The sequence below is a fragment of the Moorena producens PAL-8-15-08-1 genome (assembly GCF_001767235.1).
Classification (GTDB): domain Bacteria; phylum Cyanobacteriota; class Cyanobacteriia; order Cyanobacteriales; family Coleofasciculaceae; genus Moorena; species Moorena producens_A.
On the sequence record NZ_CP017599.1, the window covers coordinates 7,836,084 to 7,853,763 of the forward strand.

The 17,680-nt window shown below is 41.1% G+C and carries 6 protein-coding genes and 8 pseudogenes; 13 read left to right on the plus strand and 1 reads right to left on the minus strand.

What is annotated here, in order from left to right; genetic code table 11:
* Positions 1–82: 82 nt before the first annotated feature.
* The 4 genes and pseudogenes from BJP34_RS28745 to ltrA (BJP34_RS28760) all read left to right on the plus strand — a co-directional run.
* Positions 83–292 (plus strand): annotated as a pseudogene (locus tag BJP34_RS28745) (RNA-guided endonuclease TnpB family protein); the annotation flags it as partial.
* A gap of 587 nt (positions 293–879) precedes the next feature.
* Positions 880–2,571 (plus strand): group II intron reverse transcriptase/maturase, encoded by a 1,692-nt coding sequence (gene ltrA / locus BJP34_RS28750; RefSeq protein ID WP_070390905.1) that lies wholly within the window; start codon positions 880–882, stop codon positions 2,569–2,571.
* 113 nt (positions 2,572–2,684) lie between these two features.
* A pseudogene (locus BJP34_RS41190) lies at positions 2,685–2,918 on the plus strand (RNA-guided endonuclease TnpB family protein); the annotation flags it as partial.
* A 549-nt stretch (positions 2,919–3,467) separates the two neighbouring features.
* A pseudogene (gene ltrA, locus BJP34_RS28760) lies at positions 3,468–4,496 on the plus strand (group II intron reverse transcriptase/maturase); the annotation flags it as partial.
* Here ltrA (BJP34_RS28760) and BJP34_RS28765 read toward each other — a convergent pair.
* A pseudogene (locus tag BJP34_RS28765) lies at positions 4,479–5,659 on the minus strand (IS4 family transposase). The pseudogenes ltrA (BJP34_RS28760) and BJP34_RS28765 overlap by 18 nt on opposite strands.
* A gap of 91 nt (positions 5,660–5,750) precedes the next feature.
* Between BJP34_RS28765 and BJP34_RS41195 the strand changes: the two are divergent.
* The 9 genes and pseudogenes from BJP34_RS41195 to BJP34_RS28810 form a co-directional block, all read left to right on the plus strand.
* A pseudogene (locus tag BJP34_RS41195) lies at positions 5,751–5,921 on the plus strand (group II intron maturase-specific domain-containing protein); the annotation flags it as partial.
* Positions 5,922–5,980: 59 nt separating this feature from the next.
* Positions 5,981–6,448 (plus strand): HNH endonuclease, encoded by a 468-nt coding sequence (locus BJP34_RS28770; protein ID WP_070395299.1) that lies wholly within the window; start codon positions 5,981–5,983, stop codon positions 6,446–6,448.
* 101 nt (positions 6,449–6,549) lie between these two features.
* Positions 6,550–6,903, plus strand: a pseudogene (locus BJP34_RS28775) (RNA-guided endonuclease InsQ/TnpB family protein); the annotation flags it as partial.
* A gap of 573 nt (positions 6,904–7,476) precedes the next feature.
* Positions 7,477–9,383 (plus strand): annotated as a pseudogene (ltrA, locus tag BJP34_RS50570) (group II intron reverse transcriptase/maturase).
* 232 nt (positions 9,384–9,615) lie between these two features.
* A pseudogene (locus tag BJP34_RS28790) lies at positions 9,616–10,157 on the plus strand (RNA-guided endonuclease InsQ/TnpB family protein); the annotation flags it as partial.
* Between the two features lie 67 nt (positions 10,158–10,224).
* Positions 10,225–13,788 carry a LamG domain-containing protein gene (locus BJP34_RS28795; protein WP_070395302.1) on the plus strand — a complete coding sequence of 1,188 codons (3,564 nt, stop codon included), beginning with the start codon at positions 10,225–10,227 and terminating at the stop codon, positions 13,786–13,788.
* Between the two features lie 160 nt (positions 13,789–13,948).
* A complete protein-coding gene (locus tag BJP34_RS28800) occupies positions 13,949–15,118 on the plus strand; it encodes a hypothetical protein (protein ID WP_070395303.1) in 1,170 nt (389 codons plus the stop codon).
* 67 nt (positions 15,119–15,185) lie between these two features.
* The gene (locus tag BJP34_RS28805) at positions 15,186–16,328 is read left to right on the plus strand and encodes an IS4 family transposase (RefSeq protein WP_070395304.1); all 1,143 of its coding nucleotides are present in this window, start codon (positions 15,186–15,188) and stop codon (positions 16,326–16,328) included.
* A 399-nt stretch (positions 16,329–16,727) separates the two neighbouring features.
* A complete protein-coding gene (locus BJP34_RS28810; protein WP_070395305.1) occupies positions 16,728–17,411 on the plus strand; it encodes a Uma2 family endonuclease in 684 nt (227 codons plus the stop codon).
* The last annotated feature ends 269 nt before the right edge of the window (positions 17,412–17,680 follow it).

Genomic DNA, 17,680 nt, shown 5'->3' on the forward strand with positions numbered 1-17,680 from the left:
TTCGGGGACTTTTAAATAATGATTGTAGTCTATAATAGTAAGTAAAGTAAGAACCCAAGGAGGTGATACACGAGTGTTGGTCATGGAGTTCAAGGCTGTTCTCAAAGAGCCTCAAAGGTTGGCAATAAATGAAGCCATTAGAACGGCTCGCTTTGTCCGCAATAAAGTACTTCGGTACTGGATGGACAATCGTGGTACAGGGAAAAAAGAACTCTATCGTTACAACACTCAACTAAGAGACGAATTCAAGTTTGTCAGAGACCTCAACAGTCATGCTTGTCAGGCATCAGTTGGTGCGATTCGTTAGCTAGAAACCTTATCCTGATGAACAGGATTTGGGGGATTAGCTGCTTGGGTTAAGAACCCAAGACAACTTGATAATCATGATGGTGAAATACCATCCCCCGAAGAATCCGGGTGACAACCTTACCCTGATGAACAGGAATAACAAACCTGCCAATCGATGCAAGGGTCGAACGTCAAAATATCCTTAACCTGAAAGATAGATTGATAGGTAAAAGAACTCAAGGGTACGAGAGGAAGATACGTCAGAATCATCGTAAGCTTGGAATGGCGAAATTAAGGATTGATACGCCATAGACAAAAGTCAAAGGAAAATACGGAGTAATGGGTTCAACAGTCCATTATTGATTCTCCAATAAATTTCCCGGTGAATAGTATCGCCCTAAAAGTTCATAGAATGGTTATCAGGAACGAAGTAATTCCATAGGTTCTCTCAATAAAGGTCGATTTATTGAGTAGGTAGTTAGCCGCATGGCCTATGTGAAAAGGATAGAGTCAAAAGCCAAAGTCCATATGTAATGTATGGGATATGCTGACAGACTCACGTTATAGGAAGAGATATGGTTGCGAGTAGCAATGAATAAGTCCAAAACTCGGGGGTTCACCCCACAGTCGGAATGGAAGAACGTCAACTGGCGAAAGCTGGAAATGACCGTATTCAAGTTGCAAAAACGAATATATCGAGCCTCTCATCGTGGTGATGTCCGCGTGGTAAGAAAGCTGCAAAAGACTCTGATGAATTCCTGGTCAGCCAAGATGATAGCGGTTAGACGGGTAACCCAGGAGAACAAAGGTAAAAAGACTGCCGGAATAGACGGGAAAAAAGCTTTAAATAATAAGCAAAGACTCGCCTTAGTAGCCAACCTGAATACTCAAAAGAAGGCAAAACCTACCAGAAGGGTATGGATTCCCAAATCTGGAAGTAGGGAAAAACGCCCATTAGGTATCCCGACTATACACGACCGTGCTCTACAAGCTTTAACCAAACAGGCATTAGAACCCGAATGGGAAGCCAAGTTTGAGCCTAACTCATATGGTTTCAGACCAGGACGCTCATGTCACGATGCCGTCGAAGCAATATTCAGCAATATATGCCATAAACCCAAATGGGTATTAGACGCAGATATTGCCAAATGTTTTGACAAAATAAATCATGAAGCGCTTCTAACTAAAGTGAACACTTTTCCATCATTAAGAAGGTTAATAAAATCCTGGCTTAAAGCTGGAGTAATGGAAAAGGATACACTCACTCCCACCAACGAAGGGACACCGCAAGGAGGAGTGATATCACCCCTGCTCGCTAACATTGCCCTCCATGGCATGGAAGAACGAATCAAACAATATGCCGAAACATTAAAGATAAAAAGGAGAAGTAAAAAACAGAAACGGCAAGGAATAAGTTTGATTAGATACGCAGACGACTTCGTCATCATCCATGAAAATCAGGGAGTAATAGAAGAATGCAGAACGATTCTAGAAAATTGGCTGAATGATATAGGGTTGGAATTAAAACCAAGTAAAACAAGAATTTCCTATACTATGAACGGGTTTGACTTCCTAGGATTCAACATCCGTCAATATAAAGTAGGAAAAAATCAGTCTAAACAAGGATTTAAAACCATCATCAAACCATCAAAGAAAAAAGTTTTAGAACATTATGAGCAGCTCTCAAACGTCATAGACCGTCACAGAGCTGCTCCCCAGGAGGCTTTGATAAACCACCTAAAACCTATTATAAGGGGATGGTGTAACTACTACAGAAGTGTATGTAGTAAAGAAACCTTTAATAAACTTGGGCACATGTTATGGAACAAACTACAACGATGGGGATACAGGAGACACCCAAATAAATCAAAATCCTGGGTAATCAACAAATACTGGGGAACCATAGAGGAAGACAACTGGATGTTCATGACCGACAGGAATCACCTTCCTAAACATGTCAAAACTGAAATAGTCAGACATAAAAAGGTACAAGAAGCCAGAAGCACCTACGATGGGGACTTAATATATTGGAATACCAGAATGCAGAAACACCCTGAAATGACCAGTCAAAAGGGAAGGCTTTTGAAAAGGCAAAAAGGGGTATGTACTCATTGTGGTCTTACCTTCAGAGATGGAGATGTAATGGAAAAGCATCACATAATACCGCGCTCTCTCGGTGGAAACGACACGGATAAAAATCTTGAATTACTCCACCTACATTGTCACGATGCAAAACACAGAAAGAAAATCGAACTCAATGAGTTGGATAGAAATCCGTTCTAAGAGGAGCCTCTGTCATGGACTTAAAGTACTATAATGAGGAGCCGTATGATGCGAAAGTGTCACGTACGGTTTTGAAGACAAGTCAGGGGAGGCGACTCCTCGGCTTAGTTCAACAGAATGTAGAACGCGCTATCAAACGTTTCTTTGATAATTGCAAGAAGAAAATCCCTGGGAAGAAAGGTTATCCCCGTTTCAAAAAGCATTCTAGGTCAGTCGAATATAAGCAATCTGGATGGAAATTATCCCCAGACAAGAAGTCCATAAACTTTACCGATAATAAAGGCATTGGGCAAGTCAAGATCAAAGGTACCTGGGACTTGTGGCGCTTGTGTGACTCGTTGACTAGAAACCATATTTTAAATATGGGGGATTAGTCACTAGAATTAATTCTAGATAACTTGATAACCATGTTGGTGAAAGCCCAACCTTCGTGGAATCCGAATGACAGCCCTACCCCTATTCATAGAGAACTAACAAGCTTATGGATAAAGCGGGGTCGAATAGTGAAGCACTACTAACCTAAGGTGGTGAACCTAAGCAGGCAAGGACTCATGGGTACAATAGGAAGATACGTATAAATCATCGTCACAAGTGAGTGGCGCAATAGGCTGAAGCGCCACAGACAAAAAGTCATAGGATAAAAAGAATAAAAGGTTAAACGCCCTTTTATAGATTCCTCTAATCCTCGGTGAAGAGTATCACCCTAAAAGTCCAAAACAATGGTTATCAGGAACGAGGTAACCCCCATATGTACTCTCAACAAGGTCGATTGTTGAGTAGGTAGTTAGCCGTAGGTTATATGGGGGAGAGATTGAGTCAGAAGCTAATGCCTAGAGTAACTTCTAGGATATGCTGACGGACTCACTTCATAGGAAAAGGTATAGTTGCTAGTAGTAATGGAAAAGTCTAAAACGCTGGAAATCCAGACGGTGGAATGGAATAAGGTCAACTGGAAAAAACTAGAAAAAACCTTATTTAAGTTACAAAACCGAATATACCGAGCTTCGAGCCGTGGTGATATCCGTGTGGTAAGAAAATTACAAAAGACTCTGATGAAGTCCTGGACAGCTAAAATGATTGCGGTCAGAAAGGTCACCCAGGAGAACAAAGGTAAAAAGACTGCCGGAATAGACGGGGTTAAATCTCTAACTCAGAAAAAACGCCTCGCCTTAGTAGCCAACCTGAAGGTCTCCAAAAAGGCAAAACCGACACGTCGAGTATGGATTCCAAAACCTGGACATACGGAAAAACGCCCTCTGGGTATACCAACCATGTATGACCGCGCCTTACAAGCACTCACCAAACAGGCACTTGAACCTAAATGGGAAGCAAAATTTGAATCAAATTCATACGGATTCAGACCAGGACGCTCATGTCATGACGCTATCGAGGCCATATTTAACAGCATCAGAAAAATGCCTAAATGGGTATTAGATGCCGACATTTCTCAATGCTTCGATAAAATCAACCATGATTCCCTACTAACAAAAGTAAATACTTATCCATCACTAAGACGTTTAATTAAGTCCTGGCTCAAAGCCGGTGTGATAGATAATAATACATTCTCAATTACCAAGGAAGGTACCCCACAAGGTGGAGTCATCTCCCCCCTGCTGGCCAACATAGCCCTCCACGGTATGGAAAACGAAATTAAACAATATGCTGAATCCCTACCAGGTAGGAAACACGCAAACAAGAAGGCACTAAGTTTAATTCGATACGCAGATGACTTTGTGATTATGCACAAAGACCAAACCGTAATAAGAGAATGTCAGGGAATCATAAATAAATGGCTAAATGACATGGGGTTGAAATTAAAACCAAGTAAGACAAAAATAACCCATACATCGGTCGGATTTGATTTCCTGGGATTCAATATCCGACAATACCAAGCCGGGAAAAATCAGTCAAAACAAGGTTTTAAGCTGGGGGGGCGACATGAGAGCTAAAAAGTAGACTGTATAAGCTTCATAGCTCTCATACCTCGTAAATAATTATCGAGCTTATGACGACTTAAACGCATCAAAGCATAAACTAATTCCCAACATTTATCCATAAAATGAATCCATTTTTGAGCATACATTCCAATATAAAAACTGCTATGTCTTTTAGTTAATCGCCCATATTCTTTGACTCTCGCTACATAGTCCTGAACTCCTTTTTTATTAATTATTTCTCCTTTAATTGTGGCAATAAAGTAAGCAAAAGAGATTATAATAAGTAAAGATATAAAGCGTTTACCGACAACATTACTGCCTTCCATATTATATCCACCGCTTTTATAATCTCGGAACATTTCCTCAATATCAAAACGTTTTTTATAAGCTGATATTGCCTCAGACAATTCGCTCATATTTGTTAGGATAAACCAACCTTCTTGGCTTACTGACTTTCGATAACTTTTCTTCCATTTACAGGCAATACTAAATCCTGATACTTGTTTAGTTTTTGTGACTTTAACCTTTTCAAAAAATAACGAAATTCCTGGTTTTAATCCCGAGTTTTTCAGGGAAATCCACCCCTGATTTTTTAATTCAATTTGCTCATTTTTTTTAAGTCTTAAACAAAACTTAAACCCTTGTTTGTCTAGCCATTCAGCCAATTTAACTGAACAAAACTCTCGGTCTCCCAAAATAACAACATGATAGCTATCAAATAGCCCTATAATAGTTGATAGTATTTGTTTTTGCTCTAAAAAATTACTTGAACCAAGTTTTGAAAGAAGTTCAAAATAAATTGGGATTGCTCGGTTTTTATAAATTATACTAACCACCAATAAATTTTTGTTATTCCAATTAGTCCTATCGATGGCTAAATAGATTTTTTTGTGTTTATCAAATTTTTGAGTGAGCCATTCTCTAACAAGTGGAAACCACATTTTTTTTATTTGAAATATTGGTAATGAAAAAAATCTCTGTAACTTTTTACGCCTTGAGTTACATTTAATAGGCAAAGGTAAAGATTCAGCAATTTTTTCGAGTTTAACATCCTTGATATCTTGTACAATGATTACTACAAGGTAAAAAAACAATAATTGAGATTCGGAAAGGAGATTTTTTAAATGTTTTTGATATAATTCTGGTAGCATTTTGAATTGATAGGTCGTCTTGACAATTTCTGACCTATCTTTTTTTACCATAATTCGCTCAATTTAATATATATCAAGGGTTACGGGGCGCTTGTCGCCCCCCCAGGGTTTTAAGACCATCATCAAACCATCCAAAGGAAAAATCCAAGAGCATTACGGGCAGCTTTCAAAAACAATAGAATGTCATAAAGCTGCCCCACAGCAGGCTCTCATCAGCCGACTAAAACCCATTATACGAGGATGGTGTAACTACTACAGTTCCGTTTGTAGTAAAGAAACCTTGGCCTATGGCCACGCTACGCGAACAGCGATTTGGGACATATGCTATGGAATAAACTTCAAAGATGGGGGTACAGAAGACATCCCAACAAATCAAAAACCTGGGTCAACGGAAAGTATTGGGGAACCATCGGTAATGACAATTGGGTTTTCAAAGATGGAGATATATATCTCCAAAAACATGCCTGGACAGAAATAAAAAGGCATACCAAAGTCAAAGAAACACGAAGCCCATACGATGGAGACTCAATCTACTGGAGCATCAGAATGGGAAAACATCCTGTTTTGACCAGTCAAAAGGGAAAACTTTTGAAAAGGCAAAAAGGGAAATGTGCCCATTGTGGTCTGACTTTCAAGGACAGAGATTTAATGGAAACTCATCACATCTTACCACGAGCACTAGGTGGAACAAATAAGTTAGATAACCTCGAACTACTTCACCTACATTGCCATGACCAAAAACATGGAAAGAATTTCAACATCATAGAGTTGGATATAAACCCATGGTAGAAGTACCAATGTCAATGGTTCCTATGATGAGGAGCCGGATGAAGGGAAACTTTCACGTCCGGTTTTGGAGACGAGTCGGTGGGGCGACTTACCGACTTAGTTTAATCGACCAGAAGCTAATTAAGCGAGTTCGGATTGTTCAAAGAGCCGATGGGTACTATGTCCAGTTTTGCGTCAAGGTAGATAATTCTGTTCGCGAAGCGTGGCCTACGGCCTTGCAATTAGAAGCAACTGGGTTTACTGTTGGCTTGGACGTTGGGCTAAAAGAGTTCTATACAGACTCTGATGGGTATTCTGAACCTAACCCACGATTTTACAGAAAAGGTGAAAAGCGTTTAAAATTTTATCAACGCCGAGTATCTCGCAAAAAGAAAGGCTCATCTAACCGTAAAAAGGCCATTAATAGATTAGGTAGACATCACCTTAAAATAAGTAGGCAACGTGAAGAACATGCCAGTGTGATTCGTTGGTTAGAAACCGGTAACGGGGGATTAACCACAAGAATAAAATCTTGATAACTTGAATTCCATGTTGGTGAAAAACCAACCCTCAAGAAATCTGAGTGACAGCCCTACCCCTAGGCACTGAGAATTAACAAACTCTAGTCTAAAGCGGGGTCGAACAGCGAAACCCTATGAGCCTAAACATGGGGCTAGTAGCAGGAAGAGTGCTCAAGAGTACCGAAAGGGAAGATACATTGGAACCATCGTAATCTTCAACCAGCGCAATAAGGCTCTTAACGCTGGAAACAAATAGTAACGAAGTCCACAGAATCACAGGGTTTGGCGTCCAAGTGATGATTTCTCTAAGAGACTTCCGGTGGATAGTATCACTCTAAAAGCACATAATATGGAATCCAGGAACGAAGTAACCCCGTAGATGCTCTTAGGAAAGGTCGATTTCCTAAGTAGGTAGTTAGCCGCAAGGTCTACGACGGAGAGATAGAGTCAGAAGCCAAAGTCACTATGTAATGTAGTGAATATGCAGACAGACTCACGTAGTAGGAAAAGATGTAGTTGTAAGTAGTAATGAATAAGTCTAAAACTCAAAAAGAGTCGGAATGGAATAAAGTGAACTGGCGGAAGCTGGAAATCACGATATTCAAGTTACAAAAGCGATGCAGCGCGGTCTTGGGGGTTTCCCCCATGAGCGACTGCATCAAGACAACGAATATATCAAGCCTCACGACGTGGTGATGTTCGCGTGGTTAGACGATTACAAAAAACCTTAATGAAGTCCTGGGACGAAACCTTAGAGAGTGGAGCCTTATTTCATATAACTTAAAACTATTACCCATAACCTGTCGCTATAAAGGCTCCACTCTCTTACGGTAACTTCAAGGTCAGCAAAAATGCTCGCCGTAAGGAAAGTAACCCAACAGAATAAAGGCAAAAAGACTGCCGGAATAGATGGTCGGAAAGCCTTAACAGGAAAACAAAGACTAAACTTAGTAGCCTGCCTTAAAATCTACAAAAGACCTCAACCAACCAGAAGGGTATGGATTGAAAAACCAGGTCGAGAGGAGAAACGCCCTCTAGGGATACCTACCATATACGACAGAGCACTACAAGCTTTAACCAAACAGGCACGCTTAACCTGAATGGGAAGCACGCTTTGAACCTAACTCATACGGGTTCAGGCTAGGAAGGTCATGTCACGATGCAGTTGAAGCCATATTTGATAGTATTGCAAAAAAACCTAAATGGGTATTGGACGCAGACATATCAAAATGCTTCGACAAAATCAACCATGAAAAATTACTCACAAAACTAAATACCTTCCCCACCATGAGGCGATTAATCAAAGGATGGTTAAAAGCCGGAGTGATGGACGAAGGAACACTTTCACCTACAAATGAAGGCACTCCTCAGGGAGGAATAATATCCCCTCTCAAGCGCGAACATAGCCCTCCACGGAATGGAAGAGACAATAAAAGGATACGCAGAAAATCTAACCTATAAAGAAACCCAAATGGGAAAAAGGGATAGAAGGAAGAGTATCAGTCTCATCAGGTATGCTGACGATTTCGTCATAATACACAAGAACAAAGAAGTGGTAGAAAAGTGTAGAGAAATAATAAAAACATGGTTAAAAGACATTGGCCTAGCCTTAAAACCAAGTAAAACAAGATTGACTAACACCCACAATGGGTTTGACTTCTTAGGATTTAACATCCGTCAATACCCAGTAGGAATAAACCAATCAAAACAAGGTTTTAAAACTCTCATTAAGCCATCAGAGAAAACTGTAAAAGAACACAAAAAGCAGCTAGAAACCATAATAGAAACACATCTAGCTGCTCCACAAGCCGCCCTAATAAGCAGGCTCAAACCCATTATACAAGGTTGGTGCAATTACAACAAAAACGTTGTCAGCCAGAAAACCTTCGCAGGGTTAGATAATGTGCTCTGGAACAAACTTCAAAGATGGGGATACCGAAGACATCCCAACAAATCGAAAACCTGGGTAAATAAGAAATACTGGGGAACCAAGGTCACCGAACCAAAGAACCCATGGGAAGCACCCAAGGTAGATAACTGGACATTCATGACAAAAGAAGGTATATACCTTCTTTTGTCATGTAAAAACAGAAATCAAAAGACACACAAAGGTCAAGGGCGACTATAGTCCCTACAACGGGGACTTAGTCTACTGGAGTACCAGGATGAGAAAACACCCTGAAATGTCCAAACAGAAAGTTAAACTTCTGAAAAGACAAAAAGGAAAATGTACTCATTGTGGATTGACCTTTAGGGATGGAGACCAAATGGAAACACACCATATAAGACCACGCGCACAAGGTGGAACCGACCAAATCAGTAACTTAGAACTACTCCACCTACATTGCCATGACGAAAAGCATAGAATGATAAGTCAAAATAAAGTGTCACGAGTTAAAGACAACTCCTCTGAGCTAGATGACAACCCATTTTAATGAAGAGGTGCCAACATGACAAGGAAAACCTACTATGAGGAGCCGTATGATGGGAAACTATCACGTACGGTTTTGGAGACAAGTCAGATGTGGGGTAACCCCCTGGCTTAGTTTAATAGAGACTGGTTAGAAGTTACCGTAAGAATAAAGAAGCCTTTATGGTTAGTCGGCTATGCATAAAAGGGTTAAATCTTTGTTATTAAGGCTTCTTTATTCTAAGGTTTCGTCTCCGGCACGTTGCGTAATCCGGTCTAACGACCTGGTCGCTTACGAAGATTTGAGGGTTAAAAATTTAGTTAAAAATCACTGTCTCGCTAAGTCTATTAATGATGCAGGTTGGTACCAGTTTAGGGAATGGTTGGAATATTTTGGGCAAAAGTTTGGTCGGATAACTGTTGCAGTTAATCCTGCCTATACAAGTCAGAATTGTTCCAAATGTGGTGAAGTGGTCAAGAAGTCATTATCAACTCGAACCCATGTCTGTCAGTGTGGGTGTCGGCTAGACCGCGACCATAATGCCGCCAAAAATATCCTAACTAGAGCCTTGAGTACCGTGGGGTTTGAAGTTACCGTAAGTAGAGTGGAGCCTTTACAGGGGACTGGCTATGAGAAAAAGGGTCAAAACTTATTAACTAAGGCTCCACTCTACTAAGGTTTCGTTTCCGGCACACGGGAACTTTACTTAACGCTTGGGGAGAATTGGCCTCTACTCTTCCTGATTCCGGTCTGGTTGAGCAAGTCAGCTCGTTGAACCAAGAATCCCCTGGCTTATAGCCATGGGGAGTGTCAATATGCCATTGCTCTCAAAGATGGCAGCCGCCTGGGAACTGTAGTTGATGGCTTGTTCTTCGACTGTAACTATGATTTAGAAAACAATGTAGCTGATGGTTGGCATCACGTAGCCGCAGTAGCGAAAGAAGAAAGAACGGTATTCTATATTGATGGTAAGCCAGTAGGGTTCACGACCATCAGATATGGTCTCACTTTTGATGGGCAAGAGGATGGCGTAGAATTCAGAAATTTCAAAAACTTCCCCTCAACCGCAATTACAGTTGCCTGCTGGATTCGTACTGATTCGACAAAAGCTAATACCTCACTGCTTTTCTATAAAAATGATCCCTTCAAACTGTACAATCTCACGAACTTACAAATCTTGATTAAAGGTGAATCAAAGACGACGAATATATCTTTTAATGATGGGGAATGGCATCACTTAGCGGTAACTTGGAACAACTCAGAGGGAACTCTGAGAGTCTATAAAGACGGGGTGGAAAAATTTGTAACAAGAGATTTAAAAAAGGGAGAAACCATCTCAGGAAATGGTCAGCTGTTGATTGCACCGAAGGATTTCGACGGGAGTATCAGTGGTCTCAGTATCTGGAATCTAGCCCTGAGTGCATACGAAATCCGAGACAACATGTACAAAATCCTCGAAGGTAATGAAGGTGGTTTAGTCAGCTATTGGCCGATGCGGGTTATTTCCGGGGCTGACGGGACGGAATTACTGGCGGATCAAGTTCATCAGGATAGTCAGAAAAATAATGGTGTTGTTAAAGGAGATCCAGAAATCCTGTTCTATCTTCCCCAATGCCAGAGCAATCTGGCTGTTATCGGTAATGATCCCAATGGTAATCGACCCTTTGGCAAATTAGCAGAAGTGCGCCTTTGGAACCTGGCTTTGACAGATGAAGAAGTGGAAATAAACAGCAAAACTCTGCTGACTGGTAATGAACCTGGCTTAGTGGCTTACTACCCAATGACGGAAGCAACGGGAACTCAAGCTAAGGATTATTCGGCAGAAGATCAACACCATGGTTCTATTGCTGGTGCAGATTGGGTGGCTTGTACCGCAGCGATTGGTAATCCAGGTCACTTGGTGATGGAGTTTGATGAGGAAAAGGAAAGCTATATTGACTGCGGTGACATCCTCAATCCAAAGTCATCTAATTTTACAGTGGAACTTTGGTTCCGATGCCACTCCACTTCCGGTGAAAAAATTCTGTTCAATAAAGAAAACTTATACCAAGCTGCCGTGACGAATGGTTATTTCCAGTATTGTTGGAAACCATATTGGCATTGGACTGGTGATCATTTTCCAGTTACACCCAACGTTTGGTATCACGCAGCTGTGGTGTATGATGGTTCTACGCAGTACATGTACTGCAATGGAGAGCAGGTTTACTCCAGGGGAGAAACAGGTAATATCGGCTCGAGTTCTCAACCATTACTGATTGGTGCGAGGAGCCATGAAAACATCTCCGCGCACTTTGACGGCGAGATAGCTGAAGTCCGCATTTGGGACAAAGCCCGGACTCAGCAGGAAATCGCAAGGGATATGCATCGCCACCTGAGTGGTAATGAGGAAAATCTGGTTGGTTATTGGCCCTTGGATAGCATTGAAAATGGTAAAGTCAAAGACCTCAGTGCAAATAACTACGATGGTACAGTGCATGGAGCCAAACTTGTTGAAAGCGCCCCTGGTTCTCATCTACTGAGTTGCGAATACAGCAGTGTGGGACTTGACCCCAATAACCCCAAGCGCAAACTAGCCATGATGCGGCGGGCATTAATTTATACTACTCTCAATGGTAGCGTTCATGCCCTCTCGGAAAAACGGCTGGAAGAACTTGACCTGCGATGGATTGGGAATGCCCAGTTCCAACCCACTCTACTCGGTTACATCGAAGGAGCCCCCCCGGTGCCCAGTGAAAACCTCACGGTTTACTATGATTACGACGGTGCCGCTTCAGTTCAATTACGGCAATCACAAGATGTAAGCTACAGTTGGACAAGGAGTAAGGATGTAAGCCAAGGCTTCGACTTCGATTTTTTCGCCGGTGTCGGTTGGGGGGCACAAGCCGGTATTGGTTTCGTCTCGAAAATTTCAGAAGGAAGAGCCGGTGTTAAGGGGGCTCTTAACCTCAGAAATACTACCTCCAACAGTAGTACTGTCCGCGCTGACTCTTCCTCCAACCTCACTGATATTCTGGAACTACGGGGTCTTTCAGAAACTAAACCTCAATTTGAAAATCTTGGCGCACGCTTCGTACCCAAAAATGTAGGTTATGCGTTGGTGGTTTCTGGACTAGCAGATGTGTTCATCACCAAACTCAAGCGCAGTGGCAAGATGATCAGTTATGAGATTCGTCCGGCGGAAGGTATTCCCTTGGATGTGAATACCATTACTTTCATGATTAACCCAGCTTACACCATGAACGGTACCCTAGACGGTACAGTGGGTTCCCAAGCTGCTGACCAGCGTTTCTATCGCCATGTCCCAGAAATGCGATCGCAATACGGTTCCCTCTATCCCGCCAGCTACATGCGTCTACAACAGGCCTACGACTTAAAGCAGCAGATTGAGAAGTTGGATAAAGACCGGGAAGCCTACTTCTATAACAATGATTCTACCAAGACCAAAGACATAGAATCCCAAACCGTCGATACTTCCCAATATGATAGCTACGGGCAGGTTACCGTCGCACCAAAAGATCAAACTGAAAACGGTGACGGTTCTAGCCAGCAGCAAGAAACTGAGCAAGTTGAGGGACATGTCCAATCTTTTGAAGGTCATAAAGAAGCACAGGAAGACCAAGCAAATCAACGGAAAGAAGAAATCAACAAGCGTATTCCCAATCCAGATAAGCAAGAGCGTGCCAAGGACGCTTTCGAGGAATGGCAACGGCGCATGGAAAACTTGTTAATTCGGGCTGGCAAGCGTAACATCGTCAACACCTATGTTTGGGATGCCGATGGGGGTTTTCGCGCAGAGGAAGAGAGTTTTGCCAGTACGATTGAGCATACAGTTGGTGGTAGCTTGATAGCTGGGGGGCAGCTAGGGGCTCAAGTTGATGCTATGGTTGCAGGTTTTGCCTTTGAGCTGACACCGTTATACACAGCGGAAATTACCCAAACCATGAGTAAAACTGAGGTTAATAGCAGGGGGTTTGAACTCTTTGTTAATCTCTACGGCTTGGAAAACAAAGATATTACTGATTTAAACGACTATCCCCTCAAACCTGGGGAAAAAGTGGATCGCTACCGCTTTATGAGTTTCTACCTGGAAGGTAATGTTAATCATTTCCATGACTTCTTTAACTATGTAGTCGATCCAGAATGGCTACAGAGTAATGATGAAGAAGCCCGTGCCTTAAGGCAAGTACAAGCAGGTAAACCCAACAAAACTTGGCGAGTACTCCACCGCGTCACCTACGTCGAACGTCCTGCTTTAATGGGCTTTGGTCGTGATTTGCGTCCAGTGGAGACCAGCGATCAAATGGCAGACACAGTTCTTAACTATTTTGATTCACTTGAGCGTAAAGATAATAACATACAAGGACAGCTCAGGGAAATTTTCGCTATTCTAACCAGTCTGGATAAGCGAATTACAGATAACAACAGTTGAAATAGTTAAGCTGTTGCCAATCTAAGGCGAAGTCGAAGTTAAAGTCAAAATTCCCTGCTAAAATTATCGTTCGGATTTAGGAAGTATCGCCAAGGGTATCACTCCTGTGAATGAGGTTTTAGCAGTGGGATATTAATCACTTAATTAGGAAAAAAACACCATGCCCAAGGTAAAGTCAAAAAAGTCACTAAAATCAAACCGAAATAATCCTATAGGATGTCCTATGGCAGCAGGTGTCACTAATCATGCACAAGCTCATCAGGCCAGAAATAAGCAGAGCAATAAAAATGACACTAAATTTGGTTTTAAGCAGAATCCCGACGGAAGCTGGGACAGAAAAGGACGTTCTGGATGGACTAGTGAGGCTCTAAAAGTTCCTGCTGGTTCAGTCAAAAACCCAGTAACAGGAGAAGATATTAAGCGAGACCGACGCCACATGATTTCATCTAACCTACTCACAGACTCTTTGGCAGGTTATCTCAACCACGAACAACCCGCTACTTATACAGCTGCTATCGATCAATTCATCATGAGTCCGAATCATGAGAAAAAACTCAAACGTCTTCAAGGAAAGACTCTAAATGATAAATTGAATGGAATCGGCAAATATATTCATAGTAATCCTAAAAATCTGTTTCCAGGTAGGGGTGATTGGAACCAGGCAATTGGACGTCTTGCTGAACAAGTTAAAGGTCTAGTTGATAGAGCAGATAAATCTTTAAAAGAAAAGTTGCGACAAACGGAGAATGATTTTGATAAATTATTTAAGAACAGGGAAGATATTGAGGCAAAGTTAAAAACTAAGGATACCGAAATTGAATCAGCTACAGATAATGCAGACAAAACTAAACTGGAAAAAGAAAAATCTGATCTGGAAGCTGAACTTAAAAAAGTTGATCAAGAAATTACAGATAAAACTAAAGCTCTTGAAAAAGAAGCCGTCTCTTACGTCAGAGATAAGCTTGAAAAATTAGATTCGAGTGCTCAGGGAAAAGAAATATTGGAGACAGCCACAAAATACATTGACGAGCAGGGAACTTCATTTGCAAGGGTTCGTAATTTTTTAGAAGACTCGCTCATTCCCTCCCTTGATTTTGATTTCTTTACTTCCGAGTATGACGACCAAATTGCAGTAGATGATAATGCCATGGATACATCAGATGAAGAATCAACAAGTTCGATTCAAAAAAAAATTACTGAAAAACCATTAACCTCTGAAGCGAAAAAGTGGGTAGCAAATATTCAGAAAAAGTCACTGGGATTATATGTTAATTTAACGCAATTTAGAGCTGACGGGGTGACGAAACAGGCTGAAATGCTTGCTATGTAAAGCTAGTAGCATTTTGTGGTAAAAAAAAGTAGGTCTCTAAATTTGCAACAAGACCTACGTATTGACAATGTTACCAACATTCTACCAAAACCACCTAAAAAGTCAATTAAGTCTAGCCGATTATATTTTTTTAAAAATCCTGATTAATCTTTTACAATTAATCAAGAAAGTCAGTTTGGAAAAGTTAGCAAATGCTCTCCCTTTCCCCATTAAATTTGAAAGCAAAAGAAAAAGAATACAAAGATTTTTATCGCTGCCAAATCTCACCATTGAAAAAGTTTGGCTTCCAATAGTTGAAGAAGTTTTGAAAACATACTTTACCTCGGACCAACTAATTTATATAGCAATAGATCGAACAAGTTGGGGTCGTATTAATTTATTCATGGTTAGCCTCATTTGGGATAAAAGGGCGTTTCCAGTATATTTTACTTTGTTGCCAAAGTTAGGGAGTAGTAATCTAACAGAACAACAAATAATATTGTCAAAAGTTATCCCGCTTTTTAAAAACTATCAAATCTGCCTGTTGGGAGATAGAGAATTTTGCTCTGTCAAATTAGCAAAATACTTACAGGACTTGGGTGTGTATTTTTGCTTACGCTTAAAAAAGAACGAGTTTATTGAATATAAAAAAACTAATTGGCTTCAACTTAATGATTTAGGTTTAGTACCAGGAGTGTCTTTATTTATCCAAGGAGTTAAAGTTACTAAAACTCGTGGATTTTCAAATTTTAATGTGGCTTGTAAGTGGCAACGTAAACTCAAAGGAATAGCGCAGAAAGAAGGATGGTTTATTCTGACAAATTTTGAAAAATTAGAGTTGGCGATTTCCGCTTATAAAAAAAGATTTAATATAGAGGAAATGTTTAGAGATTTCAAGAGTGGTGGTTATAACTTAGAAAACACAAAGCTTGAGGATAAACGGTTTATTTCGATAGTTTTATTGATAGCGATAGCTTACACTTCTGCAACTTTCCAAGGTCAAACTATTAAACGTAAAGGAATACAAAACTATGTAGCTCGTGTAAAAGAATCTGGACGTAGGGAGCGGAGGCATAGCAGTTTTTACGTTGGTTTGTATGGTCAAACCTGGATGAATTTTAAGGATGTTTGTCTAAAATTAGTAACCGAATTAATGAAATTAAATCCTAATAAACGAAAGTATTATCAACGCGGTTTAAGGGCTAGGTCGCTTATAGAATCTGCGTTTTAGCTCATTTCGTCACCCCCTCAGAATTTAGAGACCAAGGTTACTATATAGACAGCTACGGTAATGAGCAGAGAGACTTCTTTCCAGTAATTGAAGAATTCCTCAATCTACCGGATAAGCCAACTCAAACTGCGGCAAGTACATCTGCAGGCACATCATCCTGATTTTATAGTGAATGAAATACTTCTAACACTATGCTGGTTACCATATCTTGAACTTTGGCTTGCAGCGCGATCGCAGTTTTGTAGGGTGCGTTAGACTAACGTTAACGCACCATCAGACTTGATAGCTGATCATCATCACACAAGTGAGGGTTAATCGATTAGTGATTTTTTTATTGGAAAATCTCTCATGGTGCGTTACGGCTTTGGTAAAATTAAGGCATTGATTAGGGCTTAAACTATGACCCTTGGAATCGAACAACCAATACAACAGAAACTCCTGAACTTTGAGGAGTTTCTTGCTCGTTATGGTAGTGATAACCGCTATGAACTGATTGATGGAGAGGTTTTCGATTTGGAACCAACAGGTCAACATGAAGAAGTTGCTGCCTTGATCACCACCAAAATTTGTGTTCAGATCGATAGAATAGGTTTACCTTGGTTTGTTCTTCAACGAGGACTATTTCGCCCTTCTGACGTTGGTATGACTGCATTTCGACCTGATGTTGCAGTTGTTGATCGAACAGAACTTGCCAGAGAGCCACTTTGGTCTGAGCAATCAGTCCTGACCCGTGGCGATTCGATTAAGTTTATAGCGGAAGTTGTTAGTAGCAATTGGCAAAACGATTATGCCCGTAAAGTTGAAGACTACGCAACCTTAGGCATTCGAGAATATTGGATTGCAGACTACGCAGGACTAGGTGGTATCCGGCATATTGGGAAGCCCAAACAACCAACCCTTTCTATCTGTACTCTAGTAGATGGAGAGTATGAAATTCAATTACTCCGAGGTAATCAGACTATCACCTCTACAACTTTCCCCGATCTGAACTTGACGGCTGAGCAAGTGTTGAGAGCAGGTAAGTTTGACTTTTCACGGGAAGTCCTAAAATCTAGTCAAGAAGAAGTAATGAGTAATGAGTAATGAGCGTCTGACGACGCAGGGAACAGGGAACAGGGAACAGAACCCACCCCTAACCCCTCCCAGGAGGGGAACAGGGAAAAATACGGCGTCGAAAAAGAAGATAAGAAACAAGTTAGCTTCCCTTGGAGCCTTCTGCCCCCCGGGATTCGGTAGAACTGCAACTAGCTCAAATTTGGTCAGAGATTCTCGGTTTGACATCTCCACGGGTTGAAACCGCGTGGATTCTGTGGTTAGCCCACCGAAAACGGGTTGAAACCGCGTTTTCTTTA

Excerpts from the sequence above, each read along its gene's own strand:
- ltrA (WP_070390905.1), top strand. The coding sequence starts at position 880 with ATGAATAAGTCCAAAACTCGGGGGTTCACCCCACAGTCGGAATGGAAG.
- BJP34_RS28810 (WP_070395305.1), top strand. The coding sequence starts at position 16,728 with ATGACCCTTGGAATCGAACAACCAATACAACAGAAACTCCTGAACTTT.
- BJP34_RS28800 (WP_070395303.1), top strand. The coding sequence starts at position 13,949 with ATGCCCAAGGTAAAGTCAAAAAAGTCACTAAAATCAAACCGAAATAAT.
- BJP34_RS28770 (WP_070395299.1), top strand. The coding sequence starts at position 5,981 with ATGCTATGGAATAAACTTCAAAGATGGGGGTACAGAAGACATCCCAAC.
- BJP34_RS28805 (WP_070395304.1), top strand. The coding sequence starts at position 15,186 with ATGTTACCAACATTCTACCAAAACCACCTAAAAAGTCAATTAAGTCTA.